This window comes from Binatus sp. (SeqCode), from assembly GCF_035272065.1.
In the GTDB taxonomy this organism is placed as follows: domain Bacteria; phylum Desulfobacterota; class Binatia; order Binatales; family Binataceae; genus Binatus.
This window is the reverse complement of sequence record NZ_DATEQZ010000007.1, coordinates 18,359-33,329: the sequence shown is the minus strand read 5'-3', so window position 1 is coordinate 33,329 and position 14,971 is coordinate 18,359. Positions and strand designations below refer to the sequence as shown.

Sequence of the window (14,971 nt, the reverse complement as noted above, 5' to 3'; positions counted from 1 at the left end):
TCTGTCGGAGCTCAGAGCCGCCGGCTTCGAGGTTACCGCCGCTTATCATCTCGCCCTCATCGCCGCCACTCTGGGCAAAGCGGGGCATTTCGATGAAGCTCTTCGCACGATCGACGAGTCATTTCCGATCATCGAAAGGACCGGCCAGCGGCATCATGAAGCGGAGGTGCATCGGCTCAAGGGCGAATTGCTGCTGGCCCGGCGCGCATCGAACGCCGCCCAGGCGGAGAAGTCGTTCCGCACTGCGATCGAAATCGCGCGCAAGCAGCATGCAAAGTCTTGGGAGCTGCGCGCGACCATCAGTCTCGCACGACTGCTGGCCAAGCAACGCAAGCGCGACAAAGCGCGCATGATGCTCGCCGAAATCTACAACTGGTTCACCGAGGGCTTCGACACCGCCGACCTGAAAGACGCGAAATCCCTCCTCGAAGAACTCAGCGCGTAGCGGAATTTCCGCGCGCTCTCATTAGCTATCCGATAGCGGCCAGGTATCTCGGCTGTGCATTTTGGCCAACAAAATGGTGACGATCGTCGCGTGCCGTCGGCAGTTTTCGGCGGGGTGGGCGGTGCTTCTTGATCAATGCAAGTCATGGCAGGATGGCCGCTGAATTCGATTTTCGTAGCGGGAATGACGGACCTCATGTGGAATAATTGACGCGATGTTCTGCAGGGGCGGGAACAACCCGATGCCGAGCCGACAGAGCTTGATCAAATTCAATCGTGACGAGCAGGAACAGTTCCTGAATAAGAACCTAAAGGCCGCGCTCGCCACGTTGGACAAGAACGGATTTCCGCACGTGGTGGCGATGAATTACTTCTACATCGACGGCGCCATTTATATGACCTCCTACGGCAAGGCGCAAAAGGTCGTGAACATACGCCGCAATCACCAAAGGTGGGGGTGATGGTGGAAAGCGGACGCTCTTACGGCGAACTGCCACCCCCGTCACTGCGCGCGGTGCCGATCCTGAAATACTTGTCGAGTGCTGCGCGGGCGCGCTTTATCGCGTCGGCCGGTATCGATGGGGGGAGAGCCCCTTGGGGCGCGGATATCGGGGTGGCCTCCATTTGGTACGCGACCTTGAGTTTAGTTCTTTTCTGGTTTTGACAACCTCAGCCGGGACTGCGGGAGTAGCGCGTCCCTATTCGTTGCGCGGTTGGCTTGCGGGAGGTCCCTGTAGATGCGGCTGCGGCCAGACCGAATCGATTCAGCATCCGGTAAACCGTGTAGCGCGATACGCCCAGCAACTCGGCCGCGCGATGGCAATTGCCCTCGGTCGCCTGAAGGGCGCGAATCAGCGCGAGCTTCGAGGTCTCGCGGATAACGGCGTCGAGCGAGTAGGGCCAATCCTTCGCGGCGCTATTGACCTCGCCCTCGGCCGGGCCGCATGCTCCATTCCGCAGCATAGCATCGACCGACATGCCGGTCGCTTCGCCGGCTGGATCGTCGGGGCGGAAGGGCAGGTCGTCGAGATCTATCCGGTCGCTGTCGGACATCAGAACCGCGTTCTCGATCGCATGGCCAAGCTCGCGGACGTTACCGAGCCATTGGTTGGCGCACAGCGCGTCCAATGCGCGCCGCGAAACGAACTTTACATTCTTCTCGAACAGGCGGTTGAAATGCTCGATAAAATGGGCGACGAACGCCGGGATTGCCTCGCGCCGCTCGCGCAGCGGAGGGACCAGGATTTCGGCCGCGTTGAGGCGGTAGTAGAGGTCGTATCGGAATTGACCCGCCTTGACCATCGTGGGCAAGTCGCGATTAGTTGCCGCCACCAGCCGGATATCGACCGAGTACGAACGCGACGACCCGACCGGCTGAATCTCGTGAGTCTCGACCGCGCGCAGCAGCTTAGGCTGCAGGCCGAGCGGAAGCTCGCCGATTTCATCGAGGAACAGGGTTCCGCCATTGGCGGAGCGGAAATAGCCCAGCGAATCCTCGCGCGCATCGGTGAAAGCGCCGCGCACGTGGCCAAAGAGCTGCGACTCCGCCAGCGACTCGACCAGGTTGGAGCAATTGAAGGTGACGAACGGACCGCCCGACGCCGAGTCGAGCGTATGCAACGCTCGCGCAACGAGCTCCTTGCCGGTTCCGGATTCGCCGTGAATCAGGACAGTTGCTTTGTACGGACTCAAACGTGAAATGGTTTTCAGCACTCTGCGCACTTGCGCCGATCGCACCACCATCGCGCCAACCCGCTCCGACCCATGCGCAAGATGCTCCAGGCTCAACCACTCGCACGCCGGGTCCGCCGGCTCGCCGCGATGATTCTGCATCGCAGCCGCGATCGGCGACCTGTTCGCGGAGGACTCTTGAATGCGCATCTTTGGTTCCTTCTCTGGCGCTTATATTCGGTCTACAGCATGTCGAACTGCTGAATTTTAACTTTCATCACTTATTTAAGCAAAAACAAGTTTATTTATGTTTTATTATCGCATCTTCCATCATGACAGCGCAGAGCACTCACGACGGAGTACATCGCAAATGATAGCTCCTTTTGCTCTCTACCTGCGATGCAACAAATTGCTCGCGTGCAACAAGATCAAACATTCGGATCGTACTATGACGGCCGGGGGGGCACCGAAATAACCCAATAAATCGGTACGAATGGGACGGTTGCGTTCGAAAAGCACATTTCCTGGCCCCGCCCTTGCTACCTAGTAAAACACGTCGGCGTCTGTGAACGCTGGGGAACTTGGCGCAGGCTCGTCCGAGGAGGAGCCACTAATGGCAGTGCGAGTGCTCATTGCGGATAGCTCGGGGATCACGCGCGATACTATACGCAGTCATCTTGAATGCGCCGGATGTCAGGTGGTGGCGGAGACCGTGACCGTTGCGCAAACAATTGACCTCGTTCGAACGACGCGTCCAGATGTGGTCACGCTCGACATCGGGCTGCGCCGTGCCCAAGGTGTGGACGCGTTGTCGTTGTTCAGGACGATTCGCCGGGCGTCGCCGGCGACATCCATCGTGGTCATTGGCGCGTCGCAATCATCGGACAACCAGCGAATCTACCGACGCAAGGGCGCGCTCGAATGTATCGCGGAGCCGCTCGACAGTTTCGGGCTGAAGCGGATGTGGCGACGGCTCTCGGACACCTATCCCGAGCTCAAACGCAGCACCGAGGCCGCCTCCGAGCGCCGAATCTAACCCCGTCAGCTTTTCAGTTGAAACCGGCTGACTGGGTGCGCATTGACTCATTGCGCGCCCCGGAATTCTCGCTCGAATAGAAGGGGGGGCGTGAGTTCCACTAGAAGGCGCGCGTCACCGACACACTCCCGTCACTGTGCGCGCGCTCATCCTGAAATACTTATCGAGTGCTCCGCGGGCTCGCTTTTCCGATGTCGGCGGCATCGATGGGGGGGTGAGCCCCTAGAGCCCGAATATCGGGGTGACCTCACAGCGTCGCACTTCGGCGGCACCCGGCAGGGTCTGGCGATTTCATGGCCGGGCCACATCACCGATGTCGGTGGCATCCGCTCGCAGTTCCACCATGTCATTGATATCGTTCCTACGATCCTCGAAGCTACCGGGATCAAGGCGCCTGAAGAGGTCAATGGCATCAAGCAGAAGCCGATTGAGGGCGTGAGCATGGCCTACACGTTCGACAAGGCAAATGCCAATGCACCGTCGAAGCACGACACTCAGTACTTCGAGATGTTCGCCAACCGCGCGATTTATCACGACGGTTGGGTTGCGGCTACGACGCCGCCCGTCCCACCCTGGGTTTTGGGGACAGCCAAACTGCCCGACGTCAGCGAATACAAGTGGGAGCTATACAATATCGCCGCAGATTATTCAGAGTATGGCGACCTCGCTGCGAAGCAACCCGACAAATTAAACCTCTCGGAACGAGGGGCGTGCTCCCCCGCTTCATTGACGAGAATCTCCCGAGTGCCATCCAGCGAAATGAACCTGAAGGGCAAGAGCGAGTACGCAGCCGGCGGCTCGCCGAACGCAACCCGGTCCTGAAATTTTCTCGACAACTTGAGACCCCCGGCTCGCGCGGGATTCAGTCCAGCCCCAGCTTTCGGTGTATTGAGAGGTCAAGAATATGATTCAGGAATTCGTCCATGAGATCCGCCCGCTCTGGTCCGTCTTGCGAGCGCCGAACGGCAACTTCCGTCTTATCCGACGAACTTTCCAGAACCTTGACGTATAGCAGCGCGCCGTACGCCCGAGCTGCTACGAGCACCGCGGCTGGGTCGTACACGTCATGGCAAAGAGCAATGCGCTCACAACCGCTATCCGACATTAGCGCTCGCCATCCGTCCGGCCCGCTTTGGCCCTCGCCATCTCTACCGGGTCGCGGTCGTCTCCGACCGGTGGGTCGTCGAGGTCCTGTCCCTCGGCGAACGCCTTCGCAACGATCAATTCACGCAGTCGCGCCGTCTCGCGCTCGATGTCTTGTCTACCCTGCTGGTCGATCAGCGCATTCTCAAAGTCTCCGGATATTGTGTCGAGCGCCTTCCCATCCGCTTTTGCGCGGATACGGACGGAAAATACGCCGGAACTGGCCCGCGAAACGAACAAATAACATCGGTCTGTGAACCAATAACACGTGCGCAGCAGCGCTTCTCGCGAGTATACGGACTCGTCGACAAGCAGGGTCACGCCACCGCTATCGACCGCTGCGCGGATCACATTGCCGTCCCTTGGACGTTGTGGCATTGCAAGGCTCCCTGCCGACAACGCAGGACCGCCGGCGCTATTGTCCGGAGACGTGGGATTCGTGGGATTCGTGCGAGTCGTGGGACTCGTGCGAATCGTGTTGCGCGAAACGCAAAGAGCGCACGGCGGACCGGAGCACCAGTTTCGGGATGCTGCGCTTGAAGCCGCGTATCTCCTGGCTCACCGCAGGTGGCTGTGGGGAGGCCTGCGCCGAAGTTGGAGCTGTCGAAGCGAGAGCGAACGACGCGCCGACCAGTGCTGTCAGGGAAGCTAATATTCTTCGCCAAGGGCTACGTTGTGTCGGCTTCAGGAAATCGTCGGCATCCTTCTTGACGGTAGGCAGCTTCTCCATCTTCGGCCTCCCTTAGTGAAGTGTACCCTAGTGCCTGTGCCCGCGATAACTCAAGCCTAGCCGCAACCAGGGTTGCGGTATTTCATGTCAGACCCGTTCGGAGGGATCGTTCCGCACCCGTAGCTGCGCGAAGAAATCGGCGCTGCACTCACGGGCAAATTGTGTGCCGGTCGGTAGCCCGCGGCCTCGGCTGCCTGCGGGCTGGGAAATGGAACCTGATTGTCGGGTGAAATTGCTTCGTAGTACGGGCAGCCTGGCCATTCAAAGATGTGGCAGTGGCTGTTGCCGACCACAAACCCGCTCGTCGGCTCGCTGCTCCGGCGACACCCGCTCGAATCGTACAGCAGTGGCGACTTGGTGTAGTGCCTGGAGTCCTGCAACTGAACCGGATTCGGATCACTCCATAGCCCAACTTTGCCCTTCATCGCGGTACACTCGGCAGCAGCATACCACTCCCGTCACTGTGCGCGTGCCCATCCTGAAATAAAGATGGCGTTCGCTGGCATCGATGGGGGGGAGAGCCCCTGGCTCAGGGATATCCGGGTGCACTTCACACCCTCCGATCTCCGCGTCTTACTCCTGAAATACTTACCGCACCGGCTGTGCGACAGCGCCCCCCTCGGGAAGTGCACGCATCTGCATGGTCGATGGGGGAAAGAGGCCCGAGTGCGCGGAATTCCGTGACCACCGCAGGCCTTTTGTCATGTTGAGACTTGAGGCGCGTCGTGGCAGCATCCTGATGCCATTGTCTCGCGGGCCGGCTCGAGTTAAGGAGAGCACGATCATGCGAAGCATCGCCGCAATCGCAGCGTCAGTCGCCTTCGCAGCGACTCTCCTTGTTTCGTCTGTGAGCTACGCCTGTGAGGGCAAACCGTGCCGAGCCGATTTCGACTGCGATCCGCATCATATCTGCATGCGAGGGCCGAACGGGTCGGCGACCTGCGAGTGGCCGGGCGCGAACCCGGTGATGCCCGCGTCGCGTCGGACCGGCGTGCAATCCTGCAGAAGCGACCTGGAGTGCCCGGAGGGCTGGCGATGCGACATGCATACGCAGCGGGATGGCGTGCCAGTGTCGGCCGCCGAATGCGTACCCGAGGCGCGCCAACCCATCTCATTCTGAGTTCGCAAATCCAGCGTACCGGGAGACAGAACCAATCTCGATTCAGACCCCGGACCGGCGGCCTGCGCGGAGTTCTCCGATCCCGGGCGCTGGGTCATCGCGCGTCCGATTGTGGTAATCCACGTGTGATTTCGGGGCCGGCCCCTGCCGGGAGACCCAGCCATGAAGTTGGCGAACGCGGAATCGCCTCGGAACATGAACATCCCTCGTCAGGCTAACTGACAGGATGGTACTGAATCGCGACGAGTACAAACCTCACCTCACCGCATTTGCCGCACACCACCTTGCCGCGCGGGCTTATCCAGTACCGAGCTCGATGACACTCGGGGCAAGCCGGAAATTCCGGGTTCAGCGGCTTCACAGCAGAAAGCAGCTCGGGCCACGGCATCGTGGGCCGAAGGGTCGCCTCGATGACAGCCGGGCGGACTGACACTGCCGGGACAGAGTGTCCCACCGCTCCACCGCCTCTTGGGACACCATTCTCGGCCCTGTCCCGTATGGTGTCCCGGCGGCTGTCCCGCTCAATTATCCTCTGCGCCAAGGCTTTCAAGCTCATCGTCCCGCTTCCTGTCCCAGGGTTGTCCCGCTCAATCGGCCAAGTGTCCCGCTGTCCCGCGTACTAAGCAGAGGGACGGTGGGACAGTAGCGTTCGAGAATGGGGCCATTCACTTGGTCGCGTCTCCCTCGTCTTTGAGCTTGTTGCGGAGACGATGAGCCTTGGACTTGGAAATCTTCAGTTCCTCGGCCACATCGCGGACGCTCATTCCGTCCTTGAACATCTCGCGAGCCTGCGCAAGCGTCACGTCCTCGATATCCCTCGTCGTCCATTCGGCTCTCCCGTCCCGAACTTCGAGCTTCGCCTCGAACGGCTTGACCGCGTCTCCCATGATTCCGCGGGTCTTCTCGAAGATGACGTTGAACCTCGCGCCTTCGGCGGGCTCGTAGTTGGCTGGCCGAACCAGATGTATCACCGTATCGAGTGTGTCCTCGCGACGGCTGGTGCCGCGCTGGGCGCCGCCCTTGCCCTCGTGGTGCTGGAAGAAAACTGCGATGCCTTTACGTCGCAACCGCAGCGCCCATTCCTGCGCTGGTGTCCATGATTCGGCCTCGTTCTCCCGTCCGCCGCGGAACAGGGTAGAGATGGAATCGAACACGACGACCTCGACACTGTCGGCGTAAAGCCTGTCAAATCTATTTTGCACTTCGGGTGATGCCAGATTCGGGATTGGCAGGTCTTGGGCGTCGGGCGTTATGATCTTCAGGAAACCGGGGGCTGGTTCCTTTTCGGAGCCCTTGACGATATTCGCCAAACGCTCTTGCACGGCGGTAGCGGGCATCTCACCGTCAACGTAGAGAACCCTTCGCGGACGCGGCGCCTCCCACCGCAACACCTTCCCGACGCTAGCGATCGCGTATGCGACTGCAAGTCCGAGATGAGTCTTTCCAGTTCCACGCCACGAATAGATCATTACGCTGTCGCGTTCGCGGATGACCGGAGCGAGCACGAACTCGCGCGGGGAAAGCTGAAGGTTGAGCAGCTCTTCGGCGTCGAGTGCCTTCAGGCCTTCAGCATCGTCGCTGGCTTCTTCTCGTTCATGGTGTTCGTCGGATTCCTTGTAGCGCGCGTAAAACGCCTCCGCTTCCTCGGCGGTCATCCTCTCGGTGCTCATGCGTCCACCTCTGCCTCCGCCTTCGTAAAATCATCCGCGACGATTTCGATGGCCTGCTCGACGAGCTTCGCGTCCAGACGCCAGGGGACGATTCGACTCCCGCCCATTTCAACCGCGAGGACAAGCTCGGCCTTCAATTCCTCGCCGGATAAGTCGTAATTCGCCGTCTCGAAAAGCTGCACAACCTCAGCCGCCGCCTCGCGAAGGTTCTTGAATAGCTCTGCGAGGATCATCTCGCGGTTGAACCTCCGCGCATGCTCGCACGGCCCTTGAAAACAGCACGGTGGGGCGGTTGGTTTGTGAAACGCGCTCGCGGGAAATGGATCTGCCACCGCTCGCGGAAGTTGTTCACCGCGAGTTGGCGACCACAGCCCACGCTCGCGCAAAGCATCGATCACCTCAGCCTGACTACAACCGCTCCAACAATGAACAAGCACACGACCATCGGGCGTCTCTGTGATGTCGAGGCTGGCGTGCCTATCGTCGTGGCTTGGGCAGCGAACCCTCCACGTCAATCCGCGCGAGGTCTGCCGCGCCCTGGCGGGTCTCAAGGCGCTCGCGATTTTCTCGGCGGTCATCGCGAGCGCTCTGGCAGGGCAGGAACCACGCGAGTCTCAATGAAACGCTGTAAGTCTGACTAACGGACCTTAACGCGACGTCCCAATCGAACGATCGGAAAGAGTCGCCGGGCCGCCCAAGCTCGCCAAGTCACAACTTTGATCCCGGTGAGCGGTTCCAGTTCTTGAAACGAAAACAGCTTCTCCACAGCTCGTACGCCTCCAAAACGCTACGAAGTTGTACTAGCATGGCTGGAGATATACGTCTAGATTCTAGATGTCTATCCAAAAAGATTAGGTTGACACGCACTTGGCTATATGTAATACGTTTGGCTACCGGAACTTCCAAGGGTCTTTCGGTATGGACGAGACAAAAAAGAAGCAAGAGGACATGAGCGAGACTGACGCGCTCAAGTTCCTGGTGCGCCTCGGGCAAACGAAGTTAGCGCAGCTTTCGCGAGGCGACTTGCTGAATCTGATCGATATGCTGCGCAAGTACGCGAGCATAGCAGCCAGAGGGAAGAGCGAAGCTGAGCTTCGTCGGGCGGAAAAAAATCGAGAGGTCTTGGCCGATGTGATTGCGATCGCCAACGATGTGATTAAAGCCATCGCTGACCGTGAGAAATTTCGCCCTAATTACGGTGCAGGGGAGTACCTGATCGATGCGTCGGGACCACGGCCCATCAGCTTCGAGGATACGACACTTCGCGATTCTGTTCTTCATACCGCCGCCGGTGACATTGATTCCGAGAAGGCTAAGCGCATCCGCCGCTGTCCTCGCTGCAAAGATATTTTCTACGGTCAATCAAACTCCAAGTTCTGCTCACGCCGATGCGCGTCGTTAGAGGCTGTGAGCAGGTACAGGGCGAAGAAGAGGTCAAGAGAACCACGTGCGAGAGTCAGAAAGGAGAGTTGAGTCGTGAGCGTGTACAAACGCGGCGGAACTTGGTGGTTCGAGTTTGAGTTCGGCGGTGCGCGGGTGCGTGAGAGTGCGCACACAACCTCGAAGCCGATTGCGCGACGCGCGAAACTCAAGCGAATGAATGAATTGGCCGAAGGAATCAACGGCCTTAAGAAGCGCACACTGCCGCCTCTATTCCCGCTTGCAGCCGATCGCTGGCTTGAGTCCAAGACCAAACTCACCGCGCGCGGGCGCGCCTACTACAGCGACTACATCGCCCGGCTCAAGCGACACTTCGGCAACTGTCTCGTGTCGGATATTACGGCGGCCGACATTGCGGCTCTGCAACGCAAGCGACAAGGCGAGAAGCCCTTTGGCCGAGGGAATGGAAAACTGACGCTTCGCGCGATTCTCAGATATCACGGCTTGTGGGCGCAAATCGCGCCTCACGTGAAGATGCTGCCGGAGCGGACCGATACAGGCAGGGCGCTTTCAGCCGATGAAGAAGCGCGGCTGCTGGAAGCGATTGGACAAAGCCCGTCCCCGGCTCTTTACCCATTTTTCATTTTGTCGCTCGACGCAGGCCTGCGGCCATCAGAGACGAGGGCGCTTCGACGACGTGATTTGAGTCTCACTTGGCGCGAGGGCGCCTCCGGGAAGCGGCTCAGCCACAGCGTAAGCGCAGCGCAGGCCCGTTTTGTCAGTGGTACGATACGCCCGCGCCCCGCTTCGGTCTTGGAGTGGCCGACAATGGGTTACGTGTTTCCGACGCATCACGTCGGTCTGGCGGGCGATAAACGCATCCCGCATCTGTGGGGCGTCGATCTTAATCGGCCGATGAGTACCTACAGCTACAAGACGGCATGGAATACGGCGCGCGACACCGCGAACGTTGCCTGCCGGTTCTATGATACGCGCCACTCATTCATCACGCGGCTTGCGGAGAATCCGGCCGTCAGCGAAGAGACGATTCGGCAGTTGGCAGGGCACGTCAGCCCCAAGATGCTCTCGCGTTACGCCCATGTTCGCGCGCAGGCGCGCCGCGACGCGATTGCTACACTTGAGGTTCCAGCTGGCACAGAAAGGCTGAATATTGAAGCAGGGTCCCCACAAAAGTCACCACAATCGGCCATGGATGGAGAGCCGCTCTTAAACTGAAATCCCACGCAAGCTTCTGAATTTACGCCGGATTTCAATTGGTCGGGGTGGCCGGATTTGAACCGGCGACCACTCGCACCCCAAGCGAGTGCGCTACCAGTCTGCGCCACACCCCGACGCGTCGAACATTATATATTCGCTCCCGCCAAGACCACACCCGCCACGAGCGGGCGTAACCGTTTGCAGCGATCAGACTTTCTTCTTCGGCGCGACGCGCGGGCGCCATTGCACGAACGCTCGCATATCGACCTGGAACGTCCACGCGCTCTTCGACTGATTGATCAGGTGCACGATCTCGTCGCATATCGCCGTGGGCGGTACGAAGTGCGACGGATCCACGTCGGGCATCGACTCCCGCACTCGCCCACTGTCGACCGCGCCGTCAACGTCGAGCGCGGCGGCATGCACGCCGAGATGCATGAACTCGTAGGCCACTGACTCCGCTATGGCGCGCTGCGCCAGCTTCGACGCGTTGTAGGCGGAGTATTGCGCCGGTCCGCTGCGCGACTCCGATCCCAGCACGAAGATCACCGTGCCGGCCTTGCGCTCGGCCATCTTGCCGATGACCGCCTGCGTGCAGAAGAAGGGCCCGTATGCGTTTACTTTGAGCTGGAAATCGAAATCCTCTTCGGTGATTTCGGTGAAGCGCTTGCGCAAGTACGCGCCCGCGTTGTTGACCAACACGGAGATCGGTCCGAACTCGCGCTCGACCGTCTCAACCGCCGTGACCACCTGCTCGCGCCGCGCGACATCGGTCGGCGTCACGACTGCTTTGCCGCCTTGTGCGCGAATCAGTTCGGCGGTTTCGTCGAGCTGCGACTTGGTCCGCGCGATCAGCCCGACCGCGTAGCCTTCTTTTGCCATTCGAAGCGCGATGTCGCGGCCGATGCCGCGGCCTGCGCCGGTTACCAATGCGACTTTTGCTTCCGACATAGCGCGGAATCTTAGCCGCTCGCGGCGAGCGTGCAAACCTCCGCGGATTTCATCTTGGCGCTGAGTGCATCGGGTGGTAATCTCTACTCATGAAGAGCATGCGGTTGATCGTCGCAATTTTCGCAGCGCTGGCGATGACCGTCCTGGTGAATGCGCGCTTCGCATTTTCGCAGGAAGCTGCCGACTCCGGCACCAGCGTTGACGCCAGTTGGGAACGCACCGGACCCGCGCTCGACGAAGACGCCGAAACGGCCGACAAGGTGCTCGAGATTCCGCAGGCGACGTGCAGCAAGGACGGCGCATCTGTCCCTTGCGCCAGCTCGAGTGACGGCGGCACCGACGATGACGGCCAGGCCATCAACGCTCCCTCGGCGGGGGCGCCGCAGCCCAGCTTCGATGACGACACCGCCAGCTCGGGCGCGCCTACCGATGATTGGGGCAACGCCGACGACTATCAGAATCAGGAAGTCTACGCTGTCCCATACGTGGTATATCCTTATCCTTACCCTGTCGCCGGCGTGGGGACGATGTACAAACTTTCGCCGCTTCCTCCGTCAGCCTACGCGCCGATGAGCAGTCCGCTCACTCAGGCCGCGCGACCGCCGCTAAATGCAGGCACTTGGATGACTCCTCCTTCGATGTCTGCGTTCAGCCGGCCCGCGGGCAGCCCGATGATGCCGATGATGATGATGTCGGGTCCTTCGCTCGGATTGCATCATTAGCGGTACCTCGCAGGCCGTTTCGTTTAAGCCGAGTTCGCGCGCTATTATTTTGGCCCGATCGCATCGCCATCGGCGGGCGCCGATCGGACGGGGATTTGTCATGCTGATAACGGTTGACGTTGGCAACAGCCATACCGTGATTGGAATCTACGAAGGCGAGCGTCTGCGCAATCACTGGCGCATCTCGACCGTTCCCGATCGCACCACCGACGAGCACGGCGCGCTCCTCAACACTCTTCTCGCGAGCGCCGGGCTCGAGGGCGGCATCAAGCCTGATGGCGTCGCGATCGCGTGCGTGGTTCCGCCGCTCAATCAGGTGATGGAGCAGCTCGCCGAGCGCTATTTCCATTGCGCGCCGCTGATGGTCGGCCCGGGAATTAAAACCGGGATGCCGATCCTCTACGAGAATCCCAAGGAAGTGGGCGCCGACCGAATAGTCAACGCGGTCGCCGCCTACGAGCGCTACGCCTGCGCGACTATCGTCGTCGATTTCGGCACCGCCACGACGTTCGACTACGTGACCGGCAAGGGCGAGTACGCGGGCGGCGCGATCGCGCCCGGGCTCGGCGTCTCGATGAACGCGTTGATCGAGCACGCCGCCAAGCTCTATCGCGTCGAGCTGGTTCGCCCGCGCGAGGCGGTCGGCCGCACCACAGTCGGCTCGATTCAGTCGGGGCTTATCTTCGGCTACACCGCGCTGGTGGATGGTCTCGTCACGCGCATCCTGAAGGAGCGCGGCGAAAAGGCGCGCGTCATCGCAACCGGCGGCCTCGCCGAGCTGATCGCGCCTGAGAGCGAAACGATTGAAGAGGTCGATGAGTTTTTGACATTAAAAGGGCTGCGGCTGATATTTGAGCGCAATCGCCGCTAGGTTTTTGAGGGACGTTCGATGAGCAAGCAGGGGCGAGTCGTGACCGATTCGATGATCGGTCTCAAGATGCCGAATTCCTCGCGCATCACACCGCGCGTCGCGACTGTGCTCGGCCAGAACCCGAGTCCGTTTACCGGACCCGGCACCAATACCTACATCGTCGGTACTTCGAAGCGGCCTTTACTGCTCGACACGGGCGAGGGCGTCGCCATCTACGCCGACCTGCTCGAAACGGCGCTGAAAGAGCTTTCCGGCGGCACCGAGCTCGAACGAATCGTGCTGACCCACGCGCACGTCGATCACCTTGGCGGCGTGAAGCAAGTCATTGAAAAATTCGGCGAGATGGAAGTGCTGAAGATGCCGTGGGAGGGCCACGACGCCCCCGCCGGCGCGGTCTCCGCCATCGGCCACGACAGTGTCGTTCACACCGAGGGCGCCACCCTACGCGCCGTTTTCACTCCCGGGCACGCGCCCGATCACCTGTGCTATTATCTCGAAGAAGAACGCGCGCTGTTCACGGGCGACGTCGTGCTAGGTGCGGGGACCACAGTCATTCCCGACGATACTGGCGACTTGGGCGAGTACATGGATTCGCTCAGACGCTTGCTCGCGCTCGATCTCGAGACGATTTATCCGGCGCACGGTCCGGTCATCCGCAATCCGAAAGAAAAGATCGGCGAGTACATCGCTCATCGCGAACTGCGCGAGCGCCAGGTGCTGGAGGCGCTCGCCGAAGGCGTTCCGCTCGACGCGATGGCGATCGTGAAGAAGATTTACGTCGACGTTCCGGAGTATCTGCATCCTGCGGCGGCAAGCTCGATTCGCTCTCATCTGAAAAAGCTCGAGCGCGAGGGCCGCGTGGTGGAGCATGAAAAACGCTGGAGTGCCAACTAGCAAAGCGCGCGAGCGTCACGCGCTTGGCGCATCGCTCGCGGCGATGCTGCTGGTTCTGTTCGCGAGTGCGTTCGCCAGCGCCCAGTCCGGCGCCGATACCACCGCTTCAGAAACCTGGAAGACCGCCGCCGCGTCTGCCGCCGCGAGCTCAACCGCCGCCGCTCCATCGAACATGGTTCCGACCCCTCTGGACAACATCGAAGCTACGGCGCCGGGCACTGCCGAGATTCCGCCCGCCGATTCTGTCGGCGCGTTGCAACAACAGCCGCCGGGTGCTGCGCCCGATTCGCAATCATCATCCGCGGACGGCAGTGAAGTCGCGCGCTACCAGGAGGAGCAGAGCGGGATGCCCCCTGAGCAGCTCAAGGCCTTGCAGGAGTTCGATAGCGAGGGTGAGCTTTCGACTCCGTTCGGAATGCAATTGCGCGAGGCGAAGCGCACGCTGAAATCCGGTGAGGATGCTGACGGCTTGCTGATTACCGCCGTCGCCAAGGGCAGTCCAGCCGCCGCCGTCGGCTTGCGCCCCTACAGTCACGGCGTCCATGACGCGCTGGCGGCGGCTGCGATGGTGGGAGCGGTCTTCTCCGGCGGCTTGTCGGTGGTGGTCATTCCCGCGCTGGACTACATGCAGATAGGCGAGAGCTACGACATGATCATCGGGGTTGACGGCTCCCGCGTGACGAACTTTCTCGACTTCCAGGACCGTATGCGCGACCTTCAGCCGGGTGAGGTCGTCTACCTCAGCGTTGTGCGCGACGGCAAACGCCTCCAGGTAACGCTGCCGGTGACGGCCAACACGCTGCAAGCCACCAACTGATCCGCTCTTAACCCTCGCCCGTTATTTCACGGGAGAGGTTGGGTGAGTTCTGCGGCGCCACCGCAACTTCATCCTTTACGCGCCGCCCCCCTTTCTCTATATAGTTGAACCTGTCCGTCGAGGAACACTCTTCCCGGCGAGACGGTGTTGAGAGGACATTTGGTTTCGTTGTCTGCTCGCACCTGGATCCGAAGTTAGGACCGGGACTCCGAGTGATTCGAGCGCTCGTTCATTCGAGAGTGCTCTGATGCGGGGTTGCCGGTGCGCGGCAGCCCCGATTTTCATTTTATTGGGAGCGACTGGA

At 60.6% G+C, this 14,971-nt stretch carries 15 protein-coding genes, 1 tRNA gene and 2 pseudogenes; 10 read left to right on the top strand and 8 right to left on the bottom strand.

Going from position 1 to position 14,971, the window contains the following annotated elements; all coding sequences use genetic code 11:
- Positions 1-445, top strand: a pseudogene (locus VJX68_RS01060) (hypothetical protein); the annotation flags it as partial.
- Positions 446-686: 241 nt separating this feature from the next.
- Positions 687-905 carry a pyridoxamine 5'-phosphate oxidase family protein gene (locus VJX68_RS01055; protein ID WP_324093782.1) on the top strand — a complete coding sequence of 73 codons (219 nt, stop codon included), beginning with the start codon at positions 687-689 and terminating at the stop codon, positions 903-905.
- A gap of 208 nt (positions 906-1,113) precedes the next feature.
- On the opposite strand, the gene VJX68_RS01050 is transcribed toward VJX68_RS01055, so the two are convergent.
- Positions 1,114-2,325, bottom strand: a complete 1,212-nt coding sequence (locus VJX68_RS01050; RefSeq protein ID WP_324093781.1) for a sigma-54 interaction domain-containing protein — start codon at positions 2,323-2,325, stop codon at positions 1,114-1,116.
- A gap of 403 nt (positions 2,326-2,728) precedes the next feature.
- Between VJX68_RS01050 and VJX68_RS01045 the strand changes: the two genes are divergently transcribed.
- Together VJX68_RS01045 and VJX68_RS19040 are read left to right on the top strand one after the other, a co-directional pair.
- Positions 2,729-3,151, top strand: a complete 423-nt coding sequence (locus VJX68_RS01045) for a response regulator (protein ID WP_324093780.1) — start codon at positions 2,729-2,731, stop codon at positions 3,149-3,151.
- A 252-nt stretch (positions 3,152-3,403) separates the two neighbouring features.
- A pseudogene (locus VJX68_RS19040) lies at positions 3,404-3,841 on the top strand (arylsulfatase); the annotation flags it as partial.
- A gap of 414 nt (positions 3,842-4,255) precedes the next feature.
- Here VJX68_RS19040 and hxsD read toward each other — a convergent pair.
- The 5 genes from hxsD to VJX68_RS01020 form a co-directional block, all read right to left on the bottom strand.
- Positions 4,256-4,645 carry a His-Xaa-Ser system protein HxsD gene (hxsD, locus tag VJX68_RS01035; protein ID WP_324093778.1) on the bottom strand — a complete coding sequence of 130 codons (390 nt, stop codon included), beginning with the start codon at positions 4,643-4,645 and terminating at the stop codon, positions 4,256-4,258.
- A gap of 435 nt (positions 4,646-5,080) precedes the next feature.
- Entirely contained in the window at positions 5,081-5,449 is a 369-nt protein-coding gene (locus tag VJX68_RS19240) for an Ada metal-binding domain-containing protein (protein ID WP_414643439.1), read from the bottom strand.
- A 909-nt stretch (positions 5,450-6,358) separates the two neighbouring features.
- Positions 6,359-6,598: a hypothetical protein gene (locus VJX68_RS01030; RefSeq protein WP_324093777.1), complete on the bottom strand. Its 240-nt coding sequence runs from the start codon at positions 6,596-6,598 to the stop codon at positions 6,359-6,361.
- A gap of 211 nt (positions 6,599-6,809) precedes the next feature.
- Complete coding sequence (locus VJX68_RS01025; protein WP_324093776.1) at positions 6,810-7,814, bottom strand: AAA family ATPase; 1,005 nt, start codon at positions 7,812-7,814, stop codon at positions 6,810-6,812.
- Positions 7,811-8,392, bottom strand: coding sequence for a hypothetical protein (locus VJX68_RS01020; RefSeq protein WP_324093775.1), 582 nt, complete (start codon positions 8,390-8,392; stop codon positions 7,811-7,813). Before VJX68_RS01020 ends, VJX68_RS01025 begins: the two co-directional genes overlap by 4 nt.
- A 340-nt stretch (positions 8,393-8,732) precedes the next feature.
- Between VJX68_RS01020 and VJX68_RS01015 the strand changes: the two genes are divergently transcribed.
- Together VJX68_RS01015 and VJX68_RS01010 are read left to right on the top strand one after the other, a co-directional pair.
- On the top strand, positions 8,733-9,287 hold the full coding sequence (locus tag VJX68_RS01015) for a DNA gyrase inhibitor YacG (protein WP_324093774.1): 555 nt from the start codon (positions 8,733-8,735) through the stop codon (positions 9,285-9,287).
- Between the two features lie 123 nt (positions 9,288-9,410).
- Positions 9,411-10,430 (top strand): tyrosine-type recombinase/integrase, encoded by a 1,020-nt coding sequence (locus VJX68_RS01010; protein ID WP_324093773.1) that lies wholly within the window; start codon positions 9,411-9,413, stop codon positions 10,428-10,430.
- 39 nt (positions 10,431-10,469) lie between these two features.
- On the opposite strand, the gene VJX68_RS01005 is transcribed toward VJX68_RS01010, so the two are convergent.
- Together VJX68_RS01005 and VJX68_RS01000 are read right to left on the bottom strand one after the other, a co-directional pair.
- Positions 10,470-10,546: transfer RNA gene (locus tag VJX68_RS01005), tRNA-Pro, on the bottom strand.
- Positions 10,547-10,619: 73 nt separating this feature from the next.
- Positions 10,620-11,363, bottom strand: coding sequence for an SDR family NAD(P)-dependent oxidoreductase (locus VJX68_RS01000; RefSeq protein WP_324093772.1), 744 nt, complete (start codon positions 11,361-11,363; stop codon positions 10,620-10,622).
- A gap of 89 nt (positions 11,364-11,452) precedes the next feature.
- Between VJX68_RS01000 and VJX68_RS00995 the strand changes: the two genes are divergently transcribed.
- From VJX68_RS00995 to VJX68_RS00980, 4 genes are all read left to right on the top strand, one after another.
- The gene (locus VJX68_RS00995) at positions 11,453-12,085 is read left to right on the top strand and encodes a hypothetical protein (RefSeq protein ID WP_324093771.1); all 633 of its coding nucleotides are present in this window, start codon (positions 11,453-11,455) and stop codon (positions 12,083-12,085) included.
- Between the two features lie 100 nt (positions 12,086-12,185).
- Positions 12,186-12,956 (top strand): type III pantothenate kinase, encoded by a 771-nt coding sequence (locus VJX68_RS00990; RefSeq protein WP_324093770.1) that lies wholly within the window; start codon positions 12,186-12,188, stop codon positions 12,954-12,956.
- A gap of 18 nt (positions 12,957-12,974) precedes the next feature.
- Positions 12,975-13,850, top strand: coding sequence for an MBL fold metallo-hydrolase (locus VJX68_RS00985; RefSeq protein ID WP_324093769.1), 876 nt, complete (start codon positions 12,975-12,977; stop codon positions 13,848-13,850).
- A complete protein-coding gene (locus VJX68_RS00980) occupies positions 13,840-14,667 on the top strand; it encodes a PDZ domain-containing protein (protein WP_324093768.1) in 828 nt (275 codons plus the stop codon). The genes VJX68_RS00985 and VJX68_RS00980 overlap by 11 nt, the downstream gene beginning before the upstream one ends.
- Positions 14,668-14,971 lie beyond the last annotated feature (304 nt).